Source organism: Enterobacter sp. KB-280D8 (genome assembly GCF_041399405.1).
GTDB classification, from domain to species: Bacteria; Pseudomonadota; Gammaproteobacteria; order Enterobacterales; family Enterobacteriaceae; genus Enterobacter; species Enterobacter cloacae_N.
Genome location: NZ_JBGKEC010000003.1, coordinates 14,217 through 37,572, shown reverse-complemented (window position 1 = coordinate 37,572; position 23,356 = coordinate 14,217). Strand labels below are relative to the sequence as shown.

Annotated in this window: 16 protein-coding genes; 2 read left to right on the top strand and 14 right to left on the bottom strand. The window is 52.9% G+C overall.

Going from position 1 to position 23,356, the window contains the following annotated elements:
* Positions 1-6: 6 nt before the first annotated feature.
* Positions 7-10,110: a BapA/Bap/LapF family large adhesin gene (locus tag AB8818_RS10165; RefSeq protein ID WP_192984431.1), complete on the bottom strand. Its 10,104-nt coding sequence runs from the start codon at positions 10,108-10,110 to the stop codon at positions 7-9.
* A 764-nt stretch (positions 10,111-10,874) separates the two neighbouring features.
* A complete protein-coding gene (locus AB8818_RS10160) occupies positions 10,875-11,231 on the bottom strand; it encodes a hypothetical protein (protein WP_047364364.1) in 357 nt (118 codons plus the stop codon).
* Between the two features lie 485 nt (positions 11,232-11,716).
* On the opposite strand from AB8818_RS10160, the gene AB8818_RS10155 reads away from it, so the two are divergent.
* Both AB8818_RS10155 and AB8818_RS10150 read left to right on the top strand, forming a co-directional pair.
* Positions 11,717-12,517 carry a nucleotidyltransferase domain-containing protein gene (locus AB8818_RS10155; RefSeq protein WP_192984434.1) on the top strand — a complete coding sequence of 267 codons (801 nt, stop codon included), beginning with the start codon at positions 11,717-11,719 and terminating at the stop codon, positions 12,515-12,517.
* Positions 12,518-12,761: 244 nt separating this feature from the next.
* Positions 12,762-13,277, top strand: coding sequence for a GNAT family N-acetyltransferase (locus AB8818_RS10150; RefSeq protein ID WP_116343801.1), 516 nt, complete (start codon positions 12,762-12,764; stop codon positions 13,275-13,277).
* Between the two features lie 88 nt (positions 13,278-13,365).
* Here AB8818_RS10150 and AB8818_RS10145 read toward each other — a convergent pair whose 3' ends face one another.
* The 12 genes from AB8818_RS10145 to AB8818_RS10090 form a co-directional block, all read right to left on the bottom strand.
* Complete coding sequence (locus tag AB8818_RS10145; protein ID WP_192984437.1) at positions 13,366-13,509, bottom strand: acetyl xylan esterase; 144 nt, start codon at positions 13,507-13,509, stop codon at positions 13,366-13,368.
* Between the two features lie 350 nt (positions 13,510-13,859).
* The gene (locus tag AB8818_RS10140) at positions 13,860-16,367 is read right to left on the bottom strand and encodes an SIR2 family protein (protein ID WP_371199880.1); all 2,508 of its coding nucleotides are present in this window, start codon (positions 16,365-16,367) and stop codon (positions 13,860-13,862) included.
* Between the two features lie 28 nt (positions 16,368-16,395).
* A complete protein-coding gene (locus AB8818_RS10135; protein WP_192984442.1) occupies positions 16,396-17,589 on the bottom strand; it encodes an integrase domain-containing protein in 1,194 nt (397 codons plus the stop codon).
* Between the two features lie 228 nt (positions 17,590-17,817).
* Positions 17,818-18,651, bottom strand: a complete 834-nt coding sequence (locus tag AB8818_RS10130; RefSeq protein ID WP_220710503.1) for a hypothetical protein — start codon at positions 18,649-18,651, stop codon at positions 17,818-17,820.
* A 45-nt stretch (positions 18,652-18,696) separates the two neighbouring features.
* Entirely contained in the window at positions 18,697-19,866 is a 1,170-nt protein-coding gene (locus AB8818_RS10125; RefSeq protein ID WP_262788557.1) for a site-specific integrase, read from the bottom strand.
* A complete protein-coding gene (locus tag AB8818_RS10120) occupies positions 19,827-20,033 on the bottom strand; it encodes an excisionase (protein ID WP_237736241.1) in 207 nt (68 codons plus the stop codon). The genes AB8818_RS10125 and AB8818_RS10120 overlap by 40 nt, the downstream gene beginning before the upstream one ends.
* A gap of 34 nt (positions 20,034-20,067) precedes the next feature.
* Positions 20,068-20,640, bottom strand: coding sequence for a 3'-5' exonuclease (locus AB8818_RS10115; protein ID WP_371199878.1), 573 nt, complete (start codon positions 20,638-20,640; stop codon positions 20,068-20,070).
* Positions 20,637-20,927, bottom strand: a complete 291-nt coding sequence (locus AB8818_RS10110; RefSeq protein WP_270655339.1) for a hypothetical protein — start codon at positions 20,925-20,927, stop codon at positions 20,637-20,639. The genes AB8818_RS10115 and AB8818_RS10110 overlap by 4 nt, the downstream gene beginning before the upstream one ends.
* Positions 20,924-21,121 (bottom strand): hypothetical protein, encoded by a 198-nt coding sequence (locus AB8818_RS10105; RefSeq protein ID WP_016247400.1) that lies wholly within the window; start codon positions 21,119-21,121, stop codon positions 20,924-20,926. The genes AB8818_RS10110 and AB8818_RS10105 overlap by 4 nt, the downstream gene beginning before the upstream one ends.
* Positions 21,109-21,648 (bottom strand): HD family hydrolase, encoded by a 540-nt coding sequence (locus tag AB8818_RS10100; protein ID WP_371199877.1) that lies wholly within the window; start codon positions 21,646-21,648, stop codon positions 21,109-21,111. The genes AB8818_RS10105 and AB8818_RS10100 overlap by 13 nt, the downstream gene beginning before the upstream one ends.
* 135 nt (positions 21,649-21,783) lie before the next feature.
* On the bottom strand, positions 21,784-22,614 hold the full coding sequence (locus AB8818_RS10095) for a YfdQ family protein (protein WP_371199876.1): 831 nt from the start codon (positions 22,612-22,614) through the stop codon (positions 21,784-21,786).
* Between the two features lie 53 nt (positions 22,615-22,667).
* Positions 22,668-23,039 (bottom strand): hypothetical protein, encoded by a 372-nt coding sequence (locus AB8818_RS10090; protein ID WP_016247397.1) that lies wholly within the window; start codon positions 23,037-23,039, stop codon positions 22,668-22,670.
* Between the last annotated feature and the right edge of the window lie 317 nt (positions 23,040-23,356).

Sequence of the window (23,356 nt, the reverse complement as noted above, 5' to 3'; positions counted from 1 at the left end):
GTGCTATCAGGTAATGATGTGTTGCTGGTTCACAAGCTCGTCGTACGTGGTCTGGACGTTATCAAGCGTAACGAGTGCAGTATTAGTGTAGGTGCTCCCTGCGCCGTCACGGTCGATGGAGATCACAGTGTTGCTACCGCTTTGCGTGACATTGATATAACTCCCCAGCGAGGCGGTATTACCGTCCCAGCCCACCAGCAGGTCGCCAATGTCGATCTTGTCTCCCTGTGCCAGGGAGAAGTTCGTCCAGTGGTCGCCGCCGGCGCTGGTGATGTTGCCCCCCGTCGCGTTGCCCGCCGTGCTGTTCAGCACCTGATAAATCAGCGTGTCGCCGTAGGCCGTACCGCTAATCACATCGTTATGCTCCGAACTGATAAATTTCGGCGCCATGTCGATGGTCAGTGACGCGGTGTCCGTGGTGCCGTTGGCATCGGTCAGGGTGTAGTTAAAGACCTCCTTCGTGGTAATGGTAGAGAGCGATATCCCCGGGTTGAGCGTATAGGTGTAACTGCCGTCTGCGGCAATCGCCAGCGTGCCGTAGTGACCCGTGATGCTCGACAGCGTGCTGCCGGTGTAGGGATCCAGCGTAGTGGTAACGCCGTCGTAGCCGGTAATGCTCACGCGGGTATCCACCGAGTGCAGCTGGTCCATCGTCCCTGCGGAACCGGTGCCGTCGAAAATATTGCCGTCAACGGTGTGGGTGCCCGTGGCGTCGAACTGCGACAGCGAGTAGCTGGTGCCGGTGACGTTTGGGGTGATGGTGATATTTCCTACTCCCAGCGGCCCCATTCTGCCGGTATAGCTCAGGGTGTAGGTCCCCGCCTCCAGGTCGAGACCCGTCAGGTTGACCGTTGCCGTGCCGCCCAGCAGCAGCCCGCCGTTGAACGAGCCGGTTCTGACGGTGGTGGCGCCGTTGGTCAGCGTCCAGTCAACCGTCAACCCTGTCAGCGTCAGCAACGAGGCGACGTTAAACGACAGCACCACGTTGTGCAGCGCGGTATTGGCATCCACCACGAAGGTGCCTGAGCCGGAGCCCTGGGTTGAAGTGAGCAGCGCGGCGTTCCAGCTCGCCGACCCGACGGTTGTATCCGAGTACGCGGCGGTATGGTGTACCGACGTCACGTCCATCGCGGTGCTGACATCATTCACCGCATCCATCGGCTGCGCGGTTGGGGTGATGTTGAGCGAAGCCGTGTCTTTCGTGCCGTCCGGCGCGGTAATGGTGTAGACGAAGGTATCCGGGGTGCTGATGTGGTCAACGCCGACGCCGCTATTCAGGGTGTATGTGTACTCCCCGGCCGCGTTGATGCTCAGCGTACCGTACTCGCCGGTAATGTTCGTCAGACCGCTGCTGTTCACCGCTACGCCGTTAACCTCCGTCACCAGCGTGCCGACTGGCGCAATATCATCCGACAGAACGTCCCCGGTAGTGCTCGCGCTGACGCTCGCCACGCTGTAGACATGATCCTGCAGCACGTCCAGCGTGTAGGCCGTCAGGGCGGTGATCCCCGCAGCCGTATTCAGCAGGAACAGGTACTCACCGGCCGGCAGCTGCAGCGTCAGCTGAGGCGAGGTGCCGCCCAGCAGCGGCGCGCGCAGCCAGCCTGGTTCAACGCGCATCTGCTCAAAGGTCTGCGTCGCGTTGTTGAACTTGTAGATGTACAGGTCGAACACCGATGCCAGGGCCACGCCGCCAACGGAAGCCTGGATGGTCATGGTGCGGGTAGTGCCTTCCTCCACGTTATAGATGATGGGGTTGGTCATATCGTCCAGCAGGTTCAGCCCCAGCGTGTTGCCGAGATTGATCCCCACCAGGGTAAAGCCGCCCTGGGACGACGTACCGTTGTCAATCGCGTTGACGGTGGTATCGAAGGTCAGCGAGTTCGTATCGTCAACCGCGACAATACCGCTGGTGGCGGTACCGCTGCCCAGCGACAGCACCAGGTTCGCCGACGCGCTGACGCCGTTATGGGTGATGGTGTAGCTGAAGCTCTCCGTCCGGCCAATCACCGATGCGCTGGTGTTGGTCAGATCGTAGGTGTAACTGCCGTCGCGGTTAATGGTCAGCGTACCGTACTGACCCTGGATCACCGTGCCGTCGGCAGTGACGCTGGTGGTGACACCCTGGGCGTTAGTGACGGCCGTGACCGTTGCCCCTGCCGGAGCGTTGTCGCTGCCTGCGGTTGGGTCAACGTCGGTGATCACGTTACCGCCGAGGCTGGTATCGCCCGTAACGGTGCCCGGCCCGGTCTCTTTCACCGCCACGTCAAGGCTGGTGTAGGAGCCGGTTGCCAGCAGGTTGGTGTTATAGCTCAGCACGCGGTAGTTGCCGTCCGCCAGCCCGGTCAGGTTCAGCGAAACGCCTGTGGCCCCCAGGGTCAGCAGGTCGGCAAACTGCGGCTGTCCGGTATCGACTACGGTAGTCCAGGTGTTGTTAACGGTGTCAAAGCGCTGTACCACCAGCTCAAGGGTGTTGAGCAGAGAGAGCACGGCCCCCGTGGCGTTGGCGTTCACGACGATGTCCGCGCTGCCGCCGCTGCCCACGGTGAAGTTCACCTGAGCGGAGTCATTACCGAGCAGCGTCAGGACGTTGCCCACGGCGCCAACCAGCAGGAAGCCGTAGTCGCTGTACTGGCTGTTGGTGACGGTGGCCGTGGTGCTGAGCTCCAGCTCTTCGACGTTATTGCTGGCGGAGAGCGGCACCACCGGCGCGAGCGCCGAGCCGGGCTGCGAGACGTTGCCCGCCGCGTCGGTGGCGGTGATTTGCAGCGTCTGGCCTTCTGTCTGCTTGTTAACGAAGGTGTAGCTGTACGTGCCGTTGCTGCCCGCTGTGGTCGTTACCGTTGAACCGTCCGGGAGACGGATCGTGACGGTACTGCCTGCTTCAGCATTCCCGGTTAATACGCTACCGTCGGCGTTAAAGGTCCCTGTCGGGGCCGTTGGGGCGGTAAGATCGACGATCACCGTCGTCACGGCCGATGCCGGGCTGGTATTGCCTGCGGCATCGGTGGCCGTGGCGGTGAAGTTATGGGTGCCTTGCGTCAGCGTGGTGGTTTCTGGCAGCGTCCAGTTGCCGTTGGTATCGGCGGTGACGGTGCCCACCAGCGTGATGCCATCGTAGATCCGCACCGTCGCGTTCGCTTCGGCAGTCCCGCTCAGCGTTGGGCGCGTATCGTTGGTCGGAGTGGTGCCGGTTACCGGTCCGATGACGCTGCCCACATCATCAACTACCGAGCTAATGACCGGCGCGGCCGGAGCAAGGGTATCAACGTTAATGGTATACCCGGCGGTTGGCGCGCTGGCGTTGCCTGCGGCATCGGTGGTGGTAAAGGTCAAATTATGCGAGCCGTTGCCCAGCGCCGGGGAAGGCGTAAAGCTCCATGCCCCGCCGGTGGCCGTTACGCTGCCAATCTGCACGCCGTTATCGAAGATTTTCACCGTAGAACCCGCTTCTGCCGTACCGCTGAGGGTTGGCTGCGCGTCGTTGGTTGTTCCACCGTCTGCTATCGGCGTTGCCGCATTGCCGACATCATCGAGGATGCTGGTGAGCACCGGCAGCGCTGGCGGCGTGGTATCAATCGTCAGGCTGAAGCTGGCTGACGACGCGCTGGTGTTGCCTGCGGCATCCGTGGCCTGCGCGGTGAAGCTGTGCGCACCTTCTGTCAGCGTGGTATTGAGTAAGATACTCCAGCTGCCGCTGCCGTCTGCGGTGCCCGTTCCGACCAGCGTGGTTCCCTCATAGATATTCACGGTGGCAAATGGTTCGCTGGTACCAACCAGCCGCGGTACGGTGTCGTCGGTCGTCTGCCCGGATGTGATTGGACCGGTAATGGTCCCCACATCGTCAATCGCCTGGCCGATAACCGGCGCGGTGGGTACCGTGGTATCGACAACCAGCGTGAAGCCCGGCGAGGCGGGGCTAACGTTCCCGGCGGCATCGGTCACCGTGGCGGTCCAGGTGTGGCTGCCAGCGGCCAGCGGTGCGGACGGCGTAAAGCTCCATGCGCCGGTACCGTCTGCCAGTGCGGTGCCGACCGGCTGACCGTTTTCATAGACAGTGACCGTGGCGTTGGCCGTCGCGGTGCCGCTCAGCGTTGGCGTGGTGTCGTCGGTGCTCTGCCCGGAAGTAAGCGGGGTTTGAATACTGCCCACGTTATCTGCTGCGGCTGAAATGACCGGCGCAGACGGCACGCCCGTATCCACCGTCAGGTTAAACGGTGCCGTTGCCGTACCCGCGTTGCCCGCCGCGTCGGTGGCATTGAAGGTGATGGCATGCGGTCCGTCGGGCAGATCGGTACCCGGTGTGAAGGTCCAGCTGCCCTGGGCATTGACCACGGCGGTGCCAATTTCGTTGCCATCAACAATCACGTGCACTGTAGAACCTACGTCGGCCGTGCCGTTGAAGGTCGGACGCGCGTCGTTGGTGCTGTTACCCGACGTGAGCGTTCCCGTGGTCGGTGCGACATCGTCAATCACGCTGGTCACCAGCGGCACACCGGGGCCTGCGGTATCGACGGTGAAGGCGAAGACCGACGAGTTAGCCGAGGCGTTGCCCGCGGCATCCGTTGCGTACGCGCGCAGGGAGTAGCTGCCGTCGTCCAGCGGCGCGGTCGGGGTGAAGGACCAGTTACCGGTTCCGTCGACGGTCGCCGTACCAATCTGCGTACCGTTATTCAGGATGTGGATAGTGCTGCCTGCCTGTCCGGTGCCGCTAATCGTTGGGGTGTTGTCGTTGGTTGCCTGCCCGCTGGTGAGGTTGCCCGTGACGCCGCCAGGGACGTTATCACTCACCGTATCCAGCGTTGGAACCGTCGGCGCCGTGAGGTCAACCACCACGCTCCATGGGGCTGAGGCTTCGCTGACGTTGCCCTGCGGGTCGGTCGCCAGGACGGTGAAGCTGTGCGAGCCTTCGACGAGTGCGGTCTCTGGCGTAAAGCTCCACGCGCCGGTGCCATCCGCCGTAACCACGCCAATCTGGGTAGCGCCATCGAAAATGGTCACCACGCTGTTCGCGTCCGCGGTCCCTGTAAGAGTTGGCGTGGCGTCGTTCGTTTCGCTGCCGCTGACTATCGGGGTGGCATCATTGCCCACATTATCCGTTACGCTGGTGATGACCGGCGTAGTGGAAAGGGTATCCACCACGAGGGTGAAGTCCGCCGAAGGACCGCTCTGATTTCCCGCCGGATCGGTCTCGCGGATGGTCAGAACATTACTGCCTTCTGGCAGAGCGGGCGTGGTGTAGCTCCAGGTGCCGGTATTACCGACCACCACGCTGTCCAGCAGCACGCCGTTGTTGTAGATGGAGATGGTATCACCCACCGCGCCGGTGCCGGTGAGGGTCGGCTGGCTGTCGTTGGTGGTCTGGCCGTTGGTCAGCGGACCGGTGACAGGACCCACGTCGTCAATGACCGAGCCAATGGTTGGCGTACCCGGGGCGGTAAGATCGATGGTCACGCTGGCCGCCGGAGAGCGGCCGCTGGTGGCACCGTTGAGGGTCGCGGTCACCTCGAAGGTGTGCAGCCCTTCGCCAAGCGCGGCTGGCGTATAGCTCCAGTTGCCGCTGCCGTCGGCGGTCACCGTTGTCAATGGCGTCGTGCTACCGTCCTGGTAGATGGTAATCACGCTGCCCGCTTCGGCCGTACCGGTAAGCGTAGGCGTGGTGTCGTTGGTGGTTTTGCCTTTCACATCGCCGGTGACCGGGTCCACGTCATCGACGATTGCCGTGATGACGGGCACCTGCGGCAGCTCAAGCTGCGAGTCGGTGACGATAAAAGGCACATCGGCGCTTGGATTGCCTGCGGCGTCCGTGGCGGTCACGGTCAGCGTGGTTGGATCCAGCTGCGCCGGGCTCAGCGCAATGGAGAAGCTGCCGTCGCTGCCGACAACGCCGGTACCAATGATCGTGCCACCACTGTCCTTAACGGTAATGGTACTTCCCTCTTCGCCGGTACCGGTCAGCGGTGTGCCTGTCTCAGGCAGGCTCATGTTGCCGGGATCGGCCGGGGCGACGGTATCGACCGTCACGCTCAGCGGCGCTGAACTGCCTGAGAGGTTACCCGCCGGATCGCTGGAGGAGACGGTGAAGGTATGCGGACCCTCCGCCAGCGTCGCGTCAGCAGTCCAGCTCCAGGTGCCATCCGGCTGCACGGTAACCGGCACGGCAGATGGCGTGCCGTCTACGGAGACGATAACTGTGGTGCCCGGTTCACCGGTGCCGGTAAGGGTCGGCGTGCCGTCGTTCGTATAAAGCACGTTGTTGGACAGCAGGCTGTTATCGACGGCGCTAATGACGGGGATCTCAGGCGCAACGGTATCGAGCGTGACGCTAATGACCGGGCTCGGCGCGCTGACGTTACCCGCCGCGTCTACGCCCGCAACGGTGATGTTCAGCAGGCCATCCGCTTGTGTTGGCAGCACAAAGCTCCATTCTCCGTTAACGACCTCGACACGGCCCAACTCAACGCCGTTGTTGTAGACGATGACCGTGTCGCCAGTCGTGCCGGTTCCTCCGACGGTTGGCGTCGCATCGGTGATAATGCCACCATTCGGCTGGCCCCCGACGGCGTCAAATACCGGGACATCCGGTGCAACGGTATCCACGTTAATCGTAATCGCCGGCGAAGCGTCAGAGACGTTGCCCGCCTCATCGGTGGCGGTGGCGGTGTAGACGTGGGTACCTTCCCCAATATTACTGTCAGGACGCCAGCTCCAGTTGCCGTTGCTGTCTACCGTGACGGTGCCCACGACGGTCGGAGTGCCGTTGACGGTGTCAGTAATGTTAATAACATCGTTCGCCGTACCGGTGCCGCTGAGGACCGGACGCGGATCGTTGGTGGTTCCACCATCGGGAACGGGGCCGGTTATCTGGCTGACGCTGTCGGTAATCACCGGTGCTGCAGGTGCGACTGGCGCATCGGTGTCAATGGTGATGGTGACCGGCTGGGACGGGGCGCTTTCGTTGCCCGTGCCGTCCATGTTGGTGACGGTCAGGGTAATGTCATAGGTGCCGTTAGGCAGCGGGGTGGCTGGCGTCCAGGTCCAGTTGCCGGTGCCGTCCACGAGCACATCATCAAGCTTAACGCCGCCGTTGTAGATCGTCACGGTATCGCCCGGGTTGCCGGAACCGCTCAGGGTCGGCGTGGTGTCGCGGGTGGTTTCTCCCGGGTTCAGCGGCGTTTCTGTGCCGTCAGGATTGACGGTGATTGCCGGGATATTCGGCGTGGCAGGCGCGACGGTATCCACCGTCAGTTCAAACGGCGTTGAGATGGTGGTATTGCCCGCGGCATCCGTGGCATGCACCGTCAGCGTGTGCGGGCCGTCGGTAAGCGGGATAACGGGGATAAAGCTCCAGCCGCCGCTGCCGTCGAGGGTCGCGGTGCCGAGCAGGGTGGTGCCGTCATAGACGGTGATTACCGTATCTGCCGGCGCGGTGCCCTGCAGCTGCGGCTGGGTGTCGTCGGTGGTGTCGCCGCTGGTGAGCGGCCCGTTAACACCGCCGACGTCATCGGTAACGGTGGCGATAGTAGCCGCCGCTGGCGGCGTGGTATCGACGGTCAGGGTAAAGCCGCCTGACGCCGGGCTGGTATTACCCGCTCCGTCGGTGGTGACGGCGGTAAAGGTATACGTGCCGTTGCCAAGCGGCGTGGCGGGGGTAAAGGACCACGAGCCGTTGCTGTCGACCGGGACTGTGATGAGATCGACGCCGTCCTGGCGAATGGTGACGGTTGAGCCCGGCTCAGCGGTGCCGTTGATCGTCGGCGTGGTGTCGTTGGTGCTGTCGCCAGGATTGAGCGCGCCGAGGCGCTCTGGCACATCATCCACTACCTGGGTAATGACCGGCGCATCCGGGGCCACGCTGTCAATGGTGATGCCCCAGCTGTTGGAAACATCGCTAATGTTGCCTGCCGCGTCGGTCGCGACGGCGGTCAGGGTATGGGGACCCTCGGCGATGGGGATGTCCGGAGTAAAGCTCCACGCGCCGAGGCCATCGGCGACGGTCGTACCAATATCAACCCCGTCCACACGAATGGTCACCGTGGCATTTGCTGCGGCGGTACCGCTGAGCGTCGGGGTTGAATCATTGGTGGTCTCATTGAGGTCGAGCGAGCCGGTACGTTCGGGAACATCGTCAACCACCTGCGTAATGACCGGAGCGGCTGGCGCAGTCCCGTCGACGATAATGGTCCACGCGTTCGATTGTCCGCTCGGGTTACCGGCGGCATCTGTTGCGGTTGCCGTCAGTACGTACGTACCATCGGCCAGCGGTGAGGGCGGCGTAAAGCTCCACAGGCCGGATGAGGGGACGTCCACCGTGCCGATGATATCGCTGCCGTTGAAAATCGTGATGGTCGAACCGGGTTCGCCCGTGCCGTTCAGGGTCGGCGCCCGGTCGTTGGTCAGCCCATTCTGCTCCACGGGTCCGGTTGTGTTCAGTACGTCGTCAATTACCGACACGATAACCGGCGCCTGCGGTGGGGTGACATCCGGCGCCGCTGCGGAGGTTGCTGGCCCCGTGTTGCCCGCAGCGTCGGTGGCGTCTGCGGTCAGGATTTCGCCGTTGAGCTTAGGCGGGGTCAGCGTCAGGCTAAAGTTGCCCTCGCTGTCGGCCACCGGGGTGCCAAGGATAGCGTCGCCTTCACGGATGGTTACCGTGCTGCCAGGTTCCGCGGTGCCGGTGATGGTGCCGCCATCATTCGAAACGACGAGGTCACCGGGGGCCAGCGGCGGCGTGGTGTCCACGGTGAAGATGATAGGCTCCGAGGCCGCACTCTGGTTTCCGGCTGCATCGGTTTCAACGACGGTTATCGTGTGCGTTCCGTCCGGGAGCGGGCCGCTCGGCGTGACGCTCCAGGTGCCGTTCGGCAGTACCGTCGTGGTTCCAATCGCCACACCGTTATCGTAGATAGTGATTGTTCCACCGGGCTCGCCCGTTCCCGCCAGGATCGGCTTTGAAGCGTCGGTAGGCGTGCCAGCGGTTATGGTTCCTCTGATCGCACCCGTGTCGTCGGTCAGCACAATCGCGGTAGGCGTGGTCGGCGGGGTAAAATCAACGGTGAGGGTAAATACCGGTGAGGCCGGTCCGAGGTTGCCGGCGGCGTCGGTTGCCCGCACGGTAATCTGGTGGGTGCTTTCAGTCAGGTCAGCTGACGGGGTAAATGTCCAGGTGCCGTTGCTGGCGACGAGCGCCGTGCCAATCGCGACTCCGCCGTCATAGATGGTCACGGTGGAGCCCGCCTCCGCGGTGCCGCTGAGCTGCGGGCGTGGATCGTTGGTGCTGCCGCCGTTTGTGACCGACCCCGTTAGTGGGGCGACATCATCCGTCACGCTGCCGATGGTCGGGGCATCGGGTGCGGTGAGATCCGGCGCCGTAATCGTTGTGCCCTGGCTGGTATTTCCGGCTGCATCCGTCGCGGTGGCGGTCACCTGTTCGCCGTTGGTCAGCGGAGTGCCGAGAGACACGGTAAAGTTGCCGTCACTGCCGGTTTGCCCGGTGCCAATGACGTTGCCGTTCGCGTCTTTCAGCGTGATAGTACTGCCGGGCTCGGCGGTACCGGTGACGCTTTTACCGTCCGACGAGAACTGAAGGCTGGATGGCGCGTTCGGCGGTGTTGTATCCGGGTTGGTTGGATCGACCGGCGAGCCGGGGGTAGGGCTGCTGTTACCTCCATCGTCGTCGTCTCCCCCTCCGCCACCGCCGGTGCTTGCTGCCGCCGCGATACCGCCAGCTGCAACAATGCCGCCCAGTGCCCATGGCCAGATGGCGGCTCCACCGGCATCGCTTCCGGATGCGGCCAGCAACGCGTCCGTAGAGGCGATGGATTCGTACGTGGCGGCTCCGGTTGGATCTTCAATCCACCATAGCGCACCGTCACTCTCCTGGAGCACCAGCTGGCTCACGCCTTGCGCGTCGGTGACGTAGAAGTTTTTAAGGGTGATCACTTCCCCTGAGTGCAGGGTCACCACCAGATCGTTACCACTTCGCGCGAAGTGGGAGACATCGGCTCGCTCTACATGAAGCTCAACGATAGAGGAATGGCTCAGCGTAACCTGTGTGCCTTCCGTAGTCGTTTCCACGCCAGTGAGTTTTGATATAACAGAGATTTGGCTCATTTAGGTATTACTCCAGCAGAGTTATCGTGAACGACGAGCAAGACGAGCCATCTCTGGAGAAGGTAAAGGGCGCCCCCGGCGGAGTTACTGTTTATTAAACAGCACTCACCGTCTTTTTTAGAGCGAACGATGCCCGCCAGGATTCAGAGTGGCAACATCAGAGCGAATGTAATTACTTATCAGACAGAATGTTTGCTATGCGTATTTTCGCCTTATAAAACCCTGTAATTAATAGAGGAATTGGTTTTGAGGATATAAAAATGATATAGCCAGAAAACGGTGAATGTGCAAATTAAGCTTTCGTAAATAAAGGGGTAAGTCGTAAAGAGGGCATTAATTAATTGATGTGGATTATGTGTTTATTTTCTTATTGGATTGTTTTTATTGGTTTTTTTATTTTTAGTTTGTGTGTTTTATTTGTGCTTTAGGTGTAATTCAATAATTGGTAGTGACGTTTTTGAATGTAATTGAAAATGTTATTATTTAAATTTGCTTAATTTGTGTTTAAGTTAGGGTAACATTTTTGATGTAGGATATATTATATTAATTAGAATTTAAAATATATTCTTATAGGGTGTGGGAATTCTGCTACTGCGAGCGAAAATATAATAACCTGCTTTATTTTCAATGCGGTTCATTCATTAGCCTGATACTGATGTCGAAAAAATATGGACACGGGGATGGGCAGTCGGACGTTTGCATTAATACTCTCTGTTCGAAGCAATAAAAAGGCCGCTAACGCGGCCCTGAGATGAGTGTGTCGATTACTCAGTGACTTTCTTTTCCAGCTCGCTGGCACCTTCTTTGGTTTTGTTCCAGCCTTTCTCAGCGCCTTCTTTAGTGGCATCCCACCCTTTCTCGGTGCCTTCTTTGGTTTTATGCCAGGCTTTCTGGGAATCTTCGCTGACTTTGCTGCCAAAGCTTTCGCTCTTACCTTCCGCAGCATGCTGCTGTTTCAGCTTCAGCTCTTCACCTTTGTTCTGCGCTTCGTGCAGCTTTTGCTTCGCTTCGTTGGCGTTTGCGTTCGCCGCAGCGACGGTATCGTCAGTTGCATGTGTGGTCGCAGCAAAAACTGGGGAAGCCAGCAGAACGGCAGATAATGCGATAATTGTTTTTTTCATAATATCCTCATTTAACGTTATCGGTTATGAGCGTGATTCAGCATGGCACAGACGAAGCGGGGTGGCTTTAGGAAAAAACTGTAATGAGATCAATGTGCCTTAATGAGGGTGAGTTCGCCTGAGGATTATCCAAAGGATAAAAAGCCTATTTCAGCAAGGGCGGCGAGGGTCAGGAGAATGAAGAGAATGACGGTTATGGGTCTGTACATTGTGGGGTTCCTTCCGGGTTGGGGCGGCTAATCCGTAGCGCTGGGTGGTGTTTTTTTATTCTGCATAAGGGGAGGGGGAGGCGTCGTTGATATTGGTCAAAGGGATGGAGCGCATTCCCTTGAGAAGGTGTAGTCCTCTGCATAATTCAACGCAGCCATACGTTACGGTACTGCCTTGTTAAGCCGCTGTGGGAGCCCACATTGAAAATATCTGGCCTGTATATGAACAGCACGATATTCTGTAATGCTTTGTATTTTTTGTGAACAGGAAAAAGTATGCCTAGTACGTTACCCGATTTACACAGAAGTTTTGCAGAGCAACTCAAGCTTAAATTTCAGGCTGATTCGCGTATTCACTCCCTTCTCGCTGGCGGTTCGATTGTTCATGGCGGGTTTGATAAATACTCCGATCTCGATTTTGTCGTTGTCGTGGAACCTCTCTACTATGACGAAGTTATGGCACAGCGTCGGTTGCTTGCCGGAACATTAGGCCATCTGCTCCATGCTTTCACCGGGGAACATGTCGGAGAGCCTCGCCTGCTTATATGCCTGTATGGCCCCGAACTCCTTCACGTCGATCTGAAATTTGTCACTCTGGAAATGCTCACTCAACGTGTTGAGGAGCCAGCAGTGTTATTTACCCGTGATAACACTGCTCTGGAGCGACAGCTGGCAAAGTTTAGTGCTCACTGGCCTGACATGGCACCGGAGTGGTTTGAGTCCCGAGCCTGGATCTGGCTTCATTATGCAGTGGTTAAACTGGGAAGGGGCGAGCTCTTCGAAGCGATTGGTATGCTGTCATTCTTCCGGGAGCAGGTGTTGGGACCTATGCTGTACCGTCGCGCAAATCTTCCGCAACGTGGGGTTCGCCGTATTGAATTCCACGGCATAGATACTGATGGCCTGCTGACTTCCACGCTGGCGACGCACGATCGTAACTCCGTCAGTATGGCTATCAGGAAGGCTGTTGACGCTTATATCAATCTTCGAGCTGATGTTCTGCCAGAAAATATTGCAGACGATGAGGCGCGTTGGGCGGTTCTTGCCATGCTGAACGCGTATTCTGAGAGAGGTTAAATCCATATTTCCGGTCGCTTACGCGGCCGGAGCAAAAGCATCATTACTGTTGCAGCCAATCTCAAAATCCCGTTATGGACATCTCGGTTTAGTTACTGTAATCGATGCTAAAGCCAGGCTCCGATGTTCGGGAAAAGGAAAATTTCGGCGGAGTGCCTTAAGCAGACGTTTCTTACATTGTGTTATGTTGAGTTATTGGGATAAGTTCTTCGAATGTAATACCTTCAAGTAAAAGGAATCGCAGATGGAGTTAGAAACGCCCCGTTTAAAGCTTGAACCCTATAATGACTCTCATTATGAAGGCTTAAGGGTAATGGATAGTGATTCCGGTGTGATGCGTTATATTACCGGGGGTATCGTAAAAACGCCTGAAGAAACCTGGGAAGGTATCAGAAGAGTCCAGGCTCGTTGGGATAAGTACAATTTCTCATGGTGGGCAATCAAAGAGAAGACCTCTGGCGCGATCGTTGGCGCTGCTTGCCTCCAGCACCTGGCAAATGTGGATGGCGCACCATTAGAGATTGGCTGGCGTCTCGTCCCGGAACACAATGGCAAAGGCTACGCAACAGAGGCAGCCAAAGCGATCATTGATTACGCGGTGGAACGGATAGGCGCAACTTATCTGGTTGCGGTTGCCGATCCTGAAAATATCCCCTCGCAGCGTGTGATGCAGAGGTTAGGTATGACTTTCAAAGCAATTGAGCAGCATTACGATGTTCCCTGTGTTGTATATGAGCTTAACATTCGCAGGCCTGTTTAAGTGTTGACTATCCCGTGCAATCGAGGGCATCAGTAAAGACGTAAAGTTCCGGGCTACAAACAGCAGAACTGGCTGCGCAGTAGTCCTTTCAAAAATCCTCGAAAATCCCGCCATTTTTCCGTAAAAAAGCCATGCATGCATAAGGTGCATGGTTTTGCATGCGTTTTACCGACACTGAATCCCCCGCCAGCGCCAGCACTGGCGTGCCCTGAGACCAATCATGCACCTGCATTAAAAGCGCCCCCTTAAGCAGGCAGGCGGGGCGGGGAGAGCATTGCGCGCAAGCGGTAAAGTGTTTATTTATTTTCGCGTTCTGGTGAGGGGGGGAGAAAACCCATCTGAGGTGAAGGAAATCGGTAATTTTAGATACCGAGGGATGACTTTTGATGCACTACAGTTCCTGCTAATCATTCACCTTATTCATTCGAGGAAGCATAAACCTGCCCCCCATACACCTATATGTAAACCGCCCATGAAGCTGGCTGGTGTGATGGGGAGAACGTTCAGCACCGAAACAGGCACGATAATAAAATTATTTCAATACTCCCCCCCTTCTCCCAATGGGGAAGGGGGGGGGAGGGCTTATTTAAATTCTCTTTCGGCTATTTGTACTTCTAAACCTTTGGTTAAGATACCTGTTGTAGCGTATTTGAATAACATTTCACTTGTTTCTTCGATGCGAGTATCACCTGAATAATCATTGTTGTACATTTTTTTTATTTTATCATGGTAATAAGCCGCGAGCTTTTGAGCTTCGGCTTCACTTAAAAACTTCCTAGCAATGGCTATGTGTCCTTCTGAAAGAGCAACTAATGGATATCCATCGATAACCTTAACTTTACCTCCATCTAGTCGAGATAAAATTTCCTCAGCCTCCCCAAATAGTCTAAATGCTTCAGTACTACTCTCGCTCTGTAATGCAATGATTATTTTTAGTTGCGCAAAAGCATGTTCAATTTGAGGTGAGTTAGGGTAAGCTTCATTTGCTGTTTTTAATTTATCATAGGCTTCTGGATACATCCCGAAATCTCGAAGTGCGATTCCATATTGCATCAAGTATAACCCTTCGTTTTCGAGATCTTTTTCAAATTTATTATATAACGATAACGTTTTTTCTTTATCTCCTTTTAATAGTTTTCTTAAGTTCTTGGAGTTCACTAATGATTTGTAAATGGCAGCTTCAGATTTTACAACATGTTTAACTATTGGGTATTCATACACTGTAAAGGACGTTATGTATGCTTCAAGAATATCATGGATATATTGGGTGTCGAGAAATTGATCGAATATTTTTTCAATATATGCATAATGCCTAGTTTCTATATTTCCATTTTTATAAAATAAGATGCCATCCATTTGCCTAACAAGTTCGCTTACATTTGCATTTAGGTTTAGATGCTGAAGCGCTCTAGTTAGCGTTGTCTCGTGTGCGTTTGTTCTTTGGTAACTAGCAATGCCGCTTAATGCAAGCAAGGCTTTATGTGATTCTGTAGGGATATTTTGAAAATCTCTTCTAATGATTTGATAAAAACCTTCGCCCAATGTTGTTTCCATTAGACCTATAAGCAACTGCTTCCTTGAGTTGGTAACTAATTCCTTAATTCTTTCACTAGGAGTCATTCTTTCTAATCGAGTCCAGTTACCATACAATTTTATTTTGGTTAGTATTTTTCTTGCATCGCTTCTGTTTATTAAAGATATGTCTTTTGTTTTATATCGTGAAGATTCAAAATATTCTTTGGCTCTATATGACCAAATTTGCTTGCTCTCTGTGCCAACAAAAATACCTTTCATTAGTTTTTGTTCAGTAAGTATCTCACCAATAATCTGAGCTGAGTCTGCTATTCTTTCAATAAATACCAAGTATTTTTGGGAGCTTTTTTTTTCTAGTTCTTTAATTAAATCCTTTAAGTTGGCATTGATGTTTTCTACATAATAAACAGGGGTGTTATGCTCGGATATTTTGAGTGCAATTTGTTTTGCTATAGTGGTTTTTCCTGAGCCAGCGGAACCAAAAATACAGTAAAGATTGATGTTTGAACACTCTTGATCTTTAAGTAATGAATATATTTCCTCGTAAATAATTCTGGTGTTTTCAAGTTCGGCTGGTACTTTGTCAATAATGTCTTTCCACGTTGGTTTGAAACCTTTAAAGAAGTTTCTTATGGGGTTTCCACTGTCTCTTTCATTCATGATTTGAAGGCAGGCGCGATTTACAGGTATTACTTCCTTGAAAATGCGCATATATTTTTCTTCGTCATCATCTGCCGAAACATTGTATTCCGGCCTGCTTCGTTTTAGAGTTTGCATCGGCGTTAAAGGGGTGGGGAGCTCACTTTCAAGCCAGGAAACAAAATCTGAAAAAGTGGCTGAAATATGTTCTATATTGGATGATTTTAAACTTGCAATATCAATCGGGGAAGCGGAAGGCGTGATTACGTAGCTTCTTTGTTCTTCGCTCTTTGTAGCTCCTCTATATCGTTCGATTTGATGGTAGAAAAGGGGTTCGTCTAATTTAGAACCGATAAATAAAAATTTATAATTGAAGAAGTCACTACCTAACTCTTTATACCATAATGGTGGCTTTGCTGATGCAGCTCCGTACTCTTGTGGTGAAAAAATATATCCTTCATTAGGTTTTTTTACATCACCATTTAATTTTATATAGTCTAGTTTCTGAAACAATTGATCGGGTGGAGATACTTTTTCATCACGAGACCTTATGTACAAATGCTGCTTTGAATTTCGTTCTAGGGCTTTTTCAAAAGCATCATCGATATTAAGGGTGTAAATTCTTGCAAAAACAAATTTTGATAGGGTGTTATATTCTTTAGATGGGGTGCAATTCCTAAAGTAGTTATCTAAAATGGTATGTATTCTCTCTCCTAAAATCGGCCTGCAAGCAGAGTATACTCGAGATAATGTTTCTCCTGAATATGGGAGTTGCGCTTGCTCTGCTAATATTTTTGCTAGTTCTTCGCCGAGAGGAACTTGTTTACTCGCTTGTGTTAATGAGCCGAACGAGGAACCTGCTCCTAAAAGAAGCATAATTCTTCCTTCTAACAACGCTTGCTTAATATCATTATTCATATATATTCCTTGGGAAATTATTGTTCAATTATTTATGGGTTTGTACAAAACTACCCCACCAATCCATAAGTTTTACACGATGTTTCAAGTAGGTTGAACGATTATATGCTCTTCGGACTTCATTTTTGTCGCTATGTGCTAGGGCTGCTTCAATCACATCTGAATACAACCCTGCTTCGTTCATTGCGGTACTAGCAATTGAACGTAATCCATGGGCAACTAACTGATTACCAAATCCAATTCTTTTCAGAGCAGCATTTGCAGTTTGGCTATTCATTGGTTGCTTTGGGTTATTCCTGCTTGGGAAAACATGTTCCCGATGTGCGCTAATAGGGCTCATCACATCCAAAATTTCTAATGCTTGTGGTGATAAAGGAACAATGTGCTCACGCTTAGCCTTCATCCGCTCTGCAGGAATTACCCAGAGCTTTGCATCGAGATCGATCTCTGTCCATCGAGCGCCAGATGCTTCCGATGGACGAACGAGGGTCAAGAGCTGCCATTCAATAAGACAACGAGTCGAAACAGAGAGATTCGACATCACTAAAGAGCGCATAAGTTTCGGCAATTCTTCTGGCCGAAGCGTCGGCATGTTTTGCTTTTTGGGTTTCTCAAATGCCCTTCCAACCCCAGATGCCGGATTCGCATCTATCAGGCCAGTGTTGACTGCGTAAATCATGATTTCGTTAATACGTTGTACCAGGCGGCGAACTGTCTCCAGTGCCCCTCGTGCTTTGATTGGCTCAAGTGCTTCAACAATTGTTCTGGCCTTTATCTCCTGTACGGGTATCGCACCGATTGCCGGGAGCACGTCCTTATCCAAAGAACGCCAAATATCCTTTGCATAATCCTCTGTGACACTTCTGCTTTTTATCTGGAACCAGTTAGCAGCCACGGTTGAAAAAATGCTATCTAACTCAATCTGGCGTTGTTCTGAAGCTTGTTCCTGTTGCTGTAGTGGATCCATGCCTTGCGCGAGTGTGGTTAAGTGCTGGTCGCGTATCTGACGAGCTGCTGCGAGTGTAAGGGCAGGGTATGAGCCGAGACTCAGATTTGTGCGGCTGCTGCTTCCCGGTCGTTGATAACGGAAGCGCCAAAGTTTTTTACCGGAGGTTTTGACGAGTAAGAACAGGCCATCACCATCATGCAGTGTGAAGTCTTTTTCGCGGGGTTTCGCTTTGAGGATTTCGTTATTAGTTAGGGGGCGTGTAATGCGCGCCATGTCTGGATCCCTTCCATAATTGGTACACGTTTAATGGACCACAGTATAGCGTGTACCTAAACGTGTACCAATTTTATCTGGATTTAGCCGGATGTTCTCGGACAACGACAGACACAAAAAAAGCCCGCATGGCTTGTGCCATACGGGCTTTCAGGATTTTCCCGGACGTATCCGGAAGAGCAAATGGTGGAGCTGGCGGGAGTTGAACCCGCGTCAAAAGTTTCCTAACTACTTGTTTTTATTGTGATCATGTTCATCCATGAATTCTGCGTAGCTTTTACGTACTCTTTGAATTCGTTGCGCTGTTCTACTGAGACTTGGTGAAAAAGTTAACCTGAATCCGGCTTCAATAGTATCGTTTTTTTGGCTAGTTCTGGTACATACAAAACTGGAGGTAAACACCTCCTTTCTTTTTACACCAGTGATATCTTCATAACTTAATGTTAAAGTGGGGCCCACAATGGGTAAGTACATTCCAATCGGAGACTTTGAGTGCTCCGAAAGATAATATGCCAAAAGCATTGGGATTATATTTGGTAATGTTAAATATGTCTCTTTGCTGCTAACTGACCATGGCAAAATGTAATCTACATCTTTATATTTATTGGCATGGCTAAACCAAGCAGTTTTACCATTTCCTAACAAATGTATGAGTTCTGAGTTAATTTCCTTTGAATATTGAAATGCGTAGCTATTTGAATGGATATAGTCTAAATACTTTTTTGTGCTCAAGTTTATTTCATCACTTACGAATTCCAATCCGATCTTCTTAAAATGTTTGAAGTAATCAAAGTTCCAAGAGTATTCAAATTTTAACGCTGGCCCTAACCCAATGTTAATGAGTGGTGGATTCATGGTGAACTCACTACTATCATTTGTAAGGTCAATAAATTTTTTTATGTTTCTTCTCGCTAGGTTAACCTCGACACCTTTTAATGTTATTTGAACCTTATTTGCTATTCTCCGTTGGATAATATTTTGTCGTATCGCTAAATAAGCTGCGAAGGCGGATAATGTGCTAGCAACAAGCCCTCCTACTCCCACCCAAGCTGGATCTGCCATTTTGATATCCCTTCTTTTCTAAAAAGAAGGGATTATTTGCCAAGATCAACCTTTTTTCAATTGAATATTTGTTGTGTTATTGTCGTATTCCTTGAGATAACGTCCGTAGTGACGGAATAGCATTTCTGGGCCTTTGTGACCCATCTGAGCCGCTAACCAGAAAAGGTTTACACCACGACTGATCAGCCGTGTAGCGAAAGTGTGCCGGGTTTGATAGGGGTTGCGATACCTGATACCGGCTTTCCTTAGCGTTGGCACCCAAGCTTTTTTCCTGATGGCATCCGCGCTTGCCCATGGTTTATTTGTCTTCGGATCCTCAAAGACACAACCGTCCTTCATGAAGCTGAAGGGCTTTTGATCGTTGAGGGCGATCATCGCCTCATCAGTTAATTCTACCTTGCGCGTTCCAGCCTTTGTTTTGGTCCCCTTCGTCACGCCTGACACGCTGGCGCTCTGTACATGCGCTGTCTTCCCAACAAAATCAATATCTCTCCAGCGGAGCGCACACAGTTCGGAACTACGCAACCCTGTCTGGATTGCAAACCTGAATAGATTCTCCCACTGTTTATTGCCTGTTGATGTTAACAGCGCGCTCACCTCAGCTGGTGATAGCGGATCGACAATGTAGCGACTTTCTGCATCGCTCTTATTGCTTTGGTACCGTGATGCCGTGACCAGTGAAACTGGGTTGATTTGCAACACCCCATCAGTAACAGCTTCATCAAGTGAGGAGCGTAGAAACGATAACTGGTTACGTATCGTCTTCAATGTTGTTTTCTGATTCTGTATCCATGTTTTTAATGCTGCTGGCGTTAACTCACTGGCAGGGAAAATGTGAAGTTCAGACAGCGCGCTACGGCATTTTTTATACCCGCCAATGGTGGAGGGGGAAAGATTCCTCGTTTCGCAGATCTTCAAGTATTCATCGAGATACATTTTCACTGTTTTCCCGGTCGCAGCATTACCGAAAATTTTTAACCTCACCGAACGAGGGAAATACTCAGCGTAGATAAATGTTCCACGCTCGATTTTGTTGTGGATTTCGCCGAGCGTACGCTCGGCATATTTAAGGTTTTTGTTGTTCACTTCTAGATTTGAAAGGGGTTCTCTGCATTTCACTCCCTTGTATGTGAACGTTATATTGATGGTTTCCCCACTGCTGTGCTTCCTGATGGTTACACCGCGTGGGAGTTTAGGCGATTCTTTCGTGCCCATTTTGCAACCTCACTAAGATCTATCCATCTCTCCTTAACGCCTTCAACCTTAAGCACCTGCACCCCTTCACGCCAAACGCCGCGCTGTACACGCTTATTGATCGCATCTGGGGTTTCGCCAGTCTCTTTGCAATAAGTTGAGATGGGAACACAATCGAGGCTCAGCATATACTTCTCCATTAACCCGGCTGCACCCGAGTAATTAATATTTGTCGCTGGTGGTAGGGATCAGTTTCTGCCAAATTGCTGACACATATTTTGCCTGGTGTCGCGCATCAGCTAGGGCATTGTGCACATCGCCAATAAAAGGCATGTCACGCTTCGGATCGAAACCGACACTGCGACCGAGCGTAACAATAGTGCGCACATCGTGATCGTTCCAAAAGGCCCAAGGGCAAATGCGGCCGGCGCGTTCGTAAGCTCCCCGCAGAATCACATTGTCAAAGGTGGCACCGTTACCCCAGACCTTCATGTATTTTGGATTATCTGCGTGCCGGTGAATGAAATGGCTCAGTTCCGACAGTGCATTAGTGATAGGCAGCGCATCATCAACACAAATAGCTGAGCGCGCTTCCGAGCTTTGTTTGAGCCACCAAAGAATAGTATCTCCGTCCGGTACCGCACCCTGATCCATTGCGCTTTCAAGCGAGACGGCCGTATAGAATTCTTGGCCAAGTTCACCTGTATGAGGGTTAAAAAAGACGGCGCCAATTGACACGATCGGCGCGTTTGGCTTTTTTCCCATCGATTCGAGGTCAATCATTAAGTCGTTCAATTGCTTTCTCCATTGTTAATTCTTGGCTTTTGATTCACTGGGGGGCTGTAGCGCGAGTCGGTGTTGTCGCTAAGGTGGCAATAATGAGCCCCGTCAGGACGAGAACAAATTGTCCCGCACCTATCACATGCCAATATTGCTTCCAGCTCCGCGATCCGCTCCTCTGCTTTTGACAACTGCCCGAGAAGTTCTTCTGCTAACGTCACACGCATCACGACTTTCTGACAGTCGTGGCGTTTGGCTCTGGCGATTGTGCCGCGCAGAGTCGCATATTTGTTTGTGGTCATTGGACGGACTCCTGACGAAGATGGTTAATTTCGGCGTCAAGGCTCATTCGCTGGTCCATCGATTCCGTCAAGGCGGCAAATGTAACGTCCAGGCGAGTGGCTACCTCACGCATCAGAGAGGCTTCTGCTGGTGGCAGTTTCCCCGCCGCAGCATGGGCTGCGGCTACCAGTTCTTTTATCTTCATGCGAGGCATGCGCGTGATTCCGTAAGCTCATTGAAACGGTTAATGAACAAGCCATATGCCTGGCCAGGGCGAAGAGGAACGATCTGGATAATGTCGCTGGCCGGAATACCTTCGAGGCAAGGCCAGAGTGAGCCGTCGTCGATATCCAGATCGCGGCGTTCCGTGGCAAGCATCACCAGATCGGCGTATTTCACTACCGCTGACATATCAGGGGTGATGCTGAATTTGGCCCGGATCAGCTGTTCTACCCGCTCTTCAATGCGACGGTAATCTGGAAGCAATGCTTTCAGGGGGGCAGGGATGTCCTGGCAAAAGGCTTCAGCAGCGTCATGCATCAGGGCTTCAAAGGCAAACTCTGGCGGCACAATTTGGCTGCACAGTACCGAGTGCTGGGCCACGCTGTAAAATTCCGGCAGATGACCACTGAAGCGGCAGATGTGGGAAAGTGCGGTCGCAATATCCTCGATCTCTACGTCGTCAGTGGTTGAATTGAGGTAATCGAATTTCTTACCTGAAAGTGTCTGGATATAACTCATCGTATTTTCTTCTCCATATTTGGCAGCTGCACCTGCGCCAGTTTTGGGTTGTACGAATCCCTCGCCATTGGCGATTAATAAAGGGAATTACGCTTCAATAAATCCCCGCTGCGCCGGGGATTTAATGCAGAGAAATTACGCTTTAAAGTTACCGATAAAGGTTTCAACCGGCTTGTCGGTGAACTTCTCGATCAGCAGGTCACGGAACTCGTTGGCGATAGCTTCTTCCTGGGCTTCCAGTTGAACGATGCGGAGTACAAAAACCGGTTCCCCGCTTTTAAGCAGGCTGTTGCGCAGGCTAAAGCGGCGTTCGTCCAGGCCTTCATATGGGACGCATTTGAACTCAAAGGCTACAGGCATGACGTCTTTACTGCTGGCTTCAATACTCTGCATCAGGGACTTTCTGCCGCCAAAATCTTCGTCTTCATGAGCTGCTTCTGAGACTTGTTTGATATTGATGCGACGAACGGCACCAGCTGCCTGCGCGATGGACAACACATTCCCGTCGGCATCAAATGCGGTCAGAAAGTCGGCCCAGTCCTCCAGCCATTCAGCAATTTCTTTCTGGCCCAGACGATTGCCGTTTACCTGAAGCAAGGCTCGGAATGGTGCTGTCTTTTTGAGGGTGATAGAGGCGACGTTGTCAGCATGGCCAGGGTTAGCCAACGTACCGATGTTGAAGACAGAGCGTGCGGTCATGTTGTCAGCATCGATAAAGCAGCGCGCTGGTTCGGCTTCGTTGGCGTAGCCTGCTGCGTAACGCACAAAATCAGGAATACTGGTTGTGGTCATGGCGCCACGGAAGCGAAAACGCTCCAGTTCGAAACGCTCGAGGCTTTCAACGTTAACACCTTCAGGAAGCAGTGCAGTCGGGCATGCCGTAGCTTTTGCTGCATCCAGGTGGTAACCGGTAAGAACCAGGTCTTTCACCTGCTGCAGGGCATTGCCGTCTAAAATCTGGGACATAAAATTTCCTTAATATGTGGTCAATCGGATGTCAGTGATTTGTCTGCTGCGGATCACTGTGCCGCTTTAAGCTTTCCGTCAACACCGCCATTGATCCCGAACAGCTGCCCCTGATCTTCCTGCAGGATGGTCAGCTTGCCGCCTTTGTTAACCCACATTGGTGTTTCGGTGGTGTCTTCTTCGGAGGCTTTACCGCGCGGGGTTGGGGTGACGTAGTTCAGCTTGTGCTTGATCTTGACGCGCTTCTCTTCGACGGAGTTACCCATACGCTCAATATCAAAGGTGAGGACTACTTTGCCTTTGGTTCCGTTGTTCAGAACGCCAAGCGCGGTAGTGTTTAAAGCTGCCGCGATCTTGTTCATGAACACGCCGGCATCCAGTTCGCCCAGGAAATCGGGCACTACGGTCATGCGGTCATTACTCATGGTTTAACCCTCTGTGAGGCGGCTGCCACCGCCAGTGGAACTTCTCCATACACAACAGAAAAGGGCACCTGCGCTTCGGCTATGGGTAGGAGGTCCATTTCCATAGCGCCCGGGTGGATTGGGGAATGAGCCCGTCGCCCGGTGATGCCCTTGTCTCTTGTGTAAAAAAGGTGCCCACCGATGTGATGGGCAAAGACTACACACAGCAATGATTTTGTTGTGGCGGTGGTGCCTCCACCTGCCGGACCGGCCAGAACCGGCGACGCTACACCTCAGGAAACGTATTCATTTCAAAAGTTGAAATTAAAACTTGTTGG

Excerpts from the sequence above, each read along its gene's own strand:
- AB8818_RS10165 (WP_192984431.1), bottom strand. The coding sequence starts at position 10,110 with ATGAGCCAAATCTCTGTTATATCAAAACTCACTGGCGTGGAAACGACT.
- AB8818_RS10160 (WP_047364364.1), bottom strand. The coding sequence starts at position 11,231 with ATGAAAAAAACAATTATCGCATTATCTGCCGTTCTGCTGGCTTCCCCA.
- AB8818_RS10155 (WP_192984434.1), top strand. The coding sequence starts at position 11,717 with ATGCCTAGTACGTTACCCGATTTACACAGAAGTTTTGCAGAGCAACTC.
- AB8818_RS10150 (WP_116343801.1), top strand. The coding sequence starts at position 12,762 with ATGGAGTTAGAAACGCCCCGTTTAAAGCTTGAACCCTATAATGACTCT.
- AB8818_RS10145 (WP_192984437.1), bottom strand. The coding sequence starts at position 13,509 with ATGCAGGTGCATGATTGGTCTCAGGGCACGCCAGTGCTGGCGCTGGCG.
- AB8818_RS10140 (WP_371199880.1), bottom strand. The coding sequence starts at position 16,367 with ATGAATAATGATATTAAGCAAGCGTTGTTAGAAGGAAGAATTATGCTT.
- AB8818_RS10135 (WP_192984442.1), bottom strand. The coding sequence starts at position 17,589 with ATGGCGCGCATTACACGCCCCCTAACTAATAACGAAATCCTCAAAGCG.
- AB8818_RS10130 (WP_220710503.1), bottom strand. The coding sequence starts at position 18,651 with ATGGCAGATCCAGCTTGGGTGGGAGTAGGAGGGCTTGTTGCTAGCACA.
- AB8818_RS10125 (WP_262788557.1), bottom strand. The coding sequence starts at position 19,866 with ATGGGCACGAAAGAATCGCCTAAACTCCCACGCGGTGTAACCATCAGG.
- AB8818_RS10120 (WP_237736241.1), bottom strand. The coding sequence starts at position 20,033 with ATGCTGAGCCTCGATTGTGTTCCCATCTCAACTTATTGCAAAGAGACT.
- AB8818_RS10110 (WP_270655339.1), bottom strand. The coding sequence starts at position 20,927 with ATGACCACAAACAAATATGCGACTCTGCGCGGCACAATCGCCAGAGCC.
- AB8818_RS10105 (WP_016247400.1), bottom strand. The coding sequence starts at position 21,121 with ATGCCTCGCATGAAGATAAAAGAACTGGTAGCCGCAGCCCATGCTGCG.
- AB8818_RS10100 (WP_371199877.1), bottom strand. The coding sequence starts at position 21,648 with ATGAGTTATATCCAGACACTTTCAGGTAAGAAATTCGATTACCTCAAT.
- AB8818_RS10095 (WP_371199876.1), bottom strand. The coding sequence starts at position 22,614 with ATGTCCCAGATTTTAGACGGCAATGCCCTGCAGCAGGTGAAAGACCTG.
- AB8818_RS10090 (WP_016247397.1), bottom strand. The coding sequence starts at position 23,039 with ATGAGTAATGACCGCATGACCGTAGTGCCCGATTTCCTGGGCGAACTG.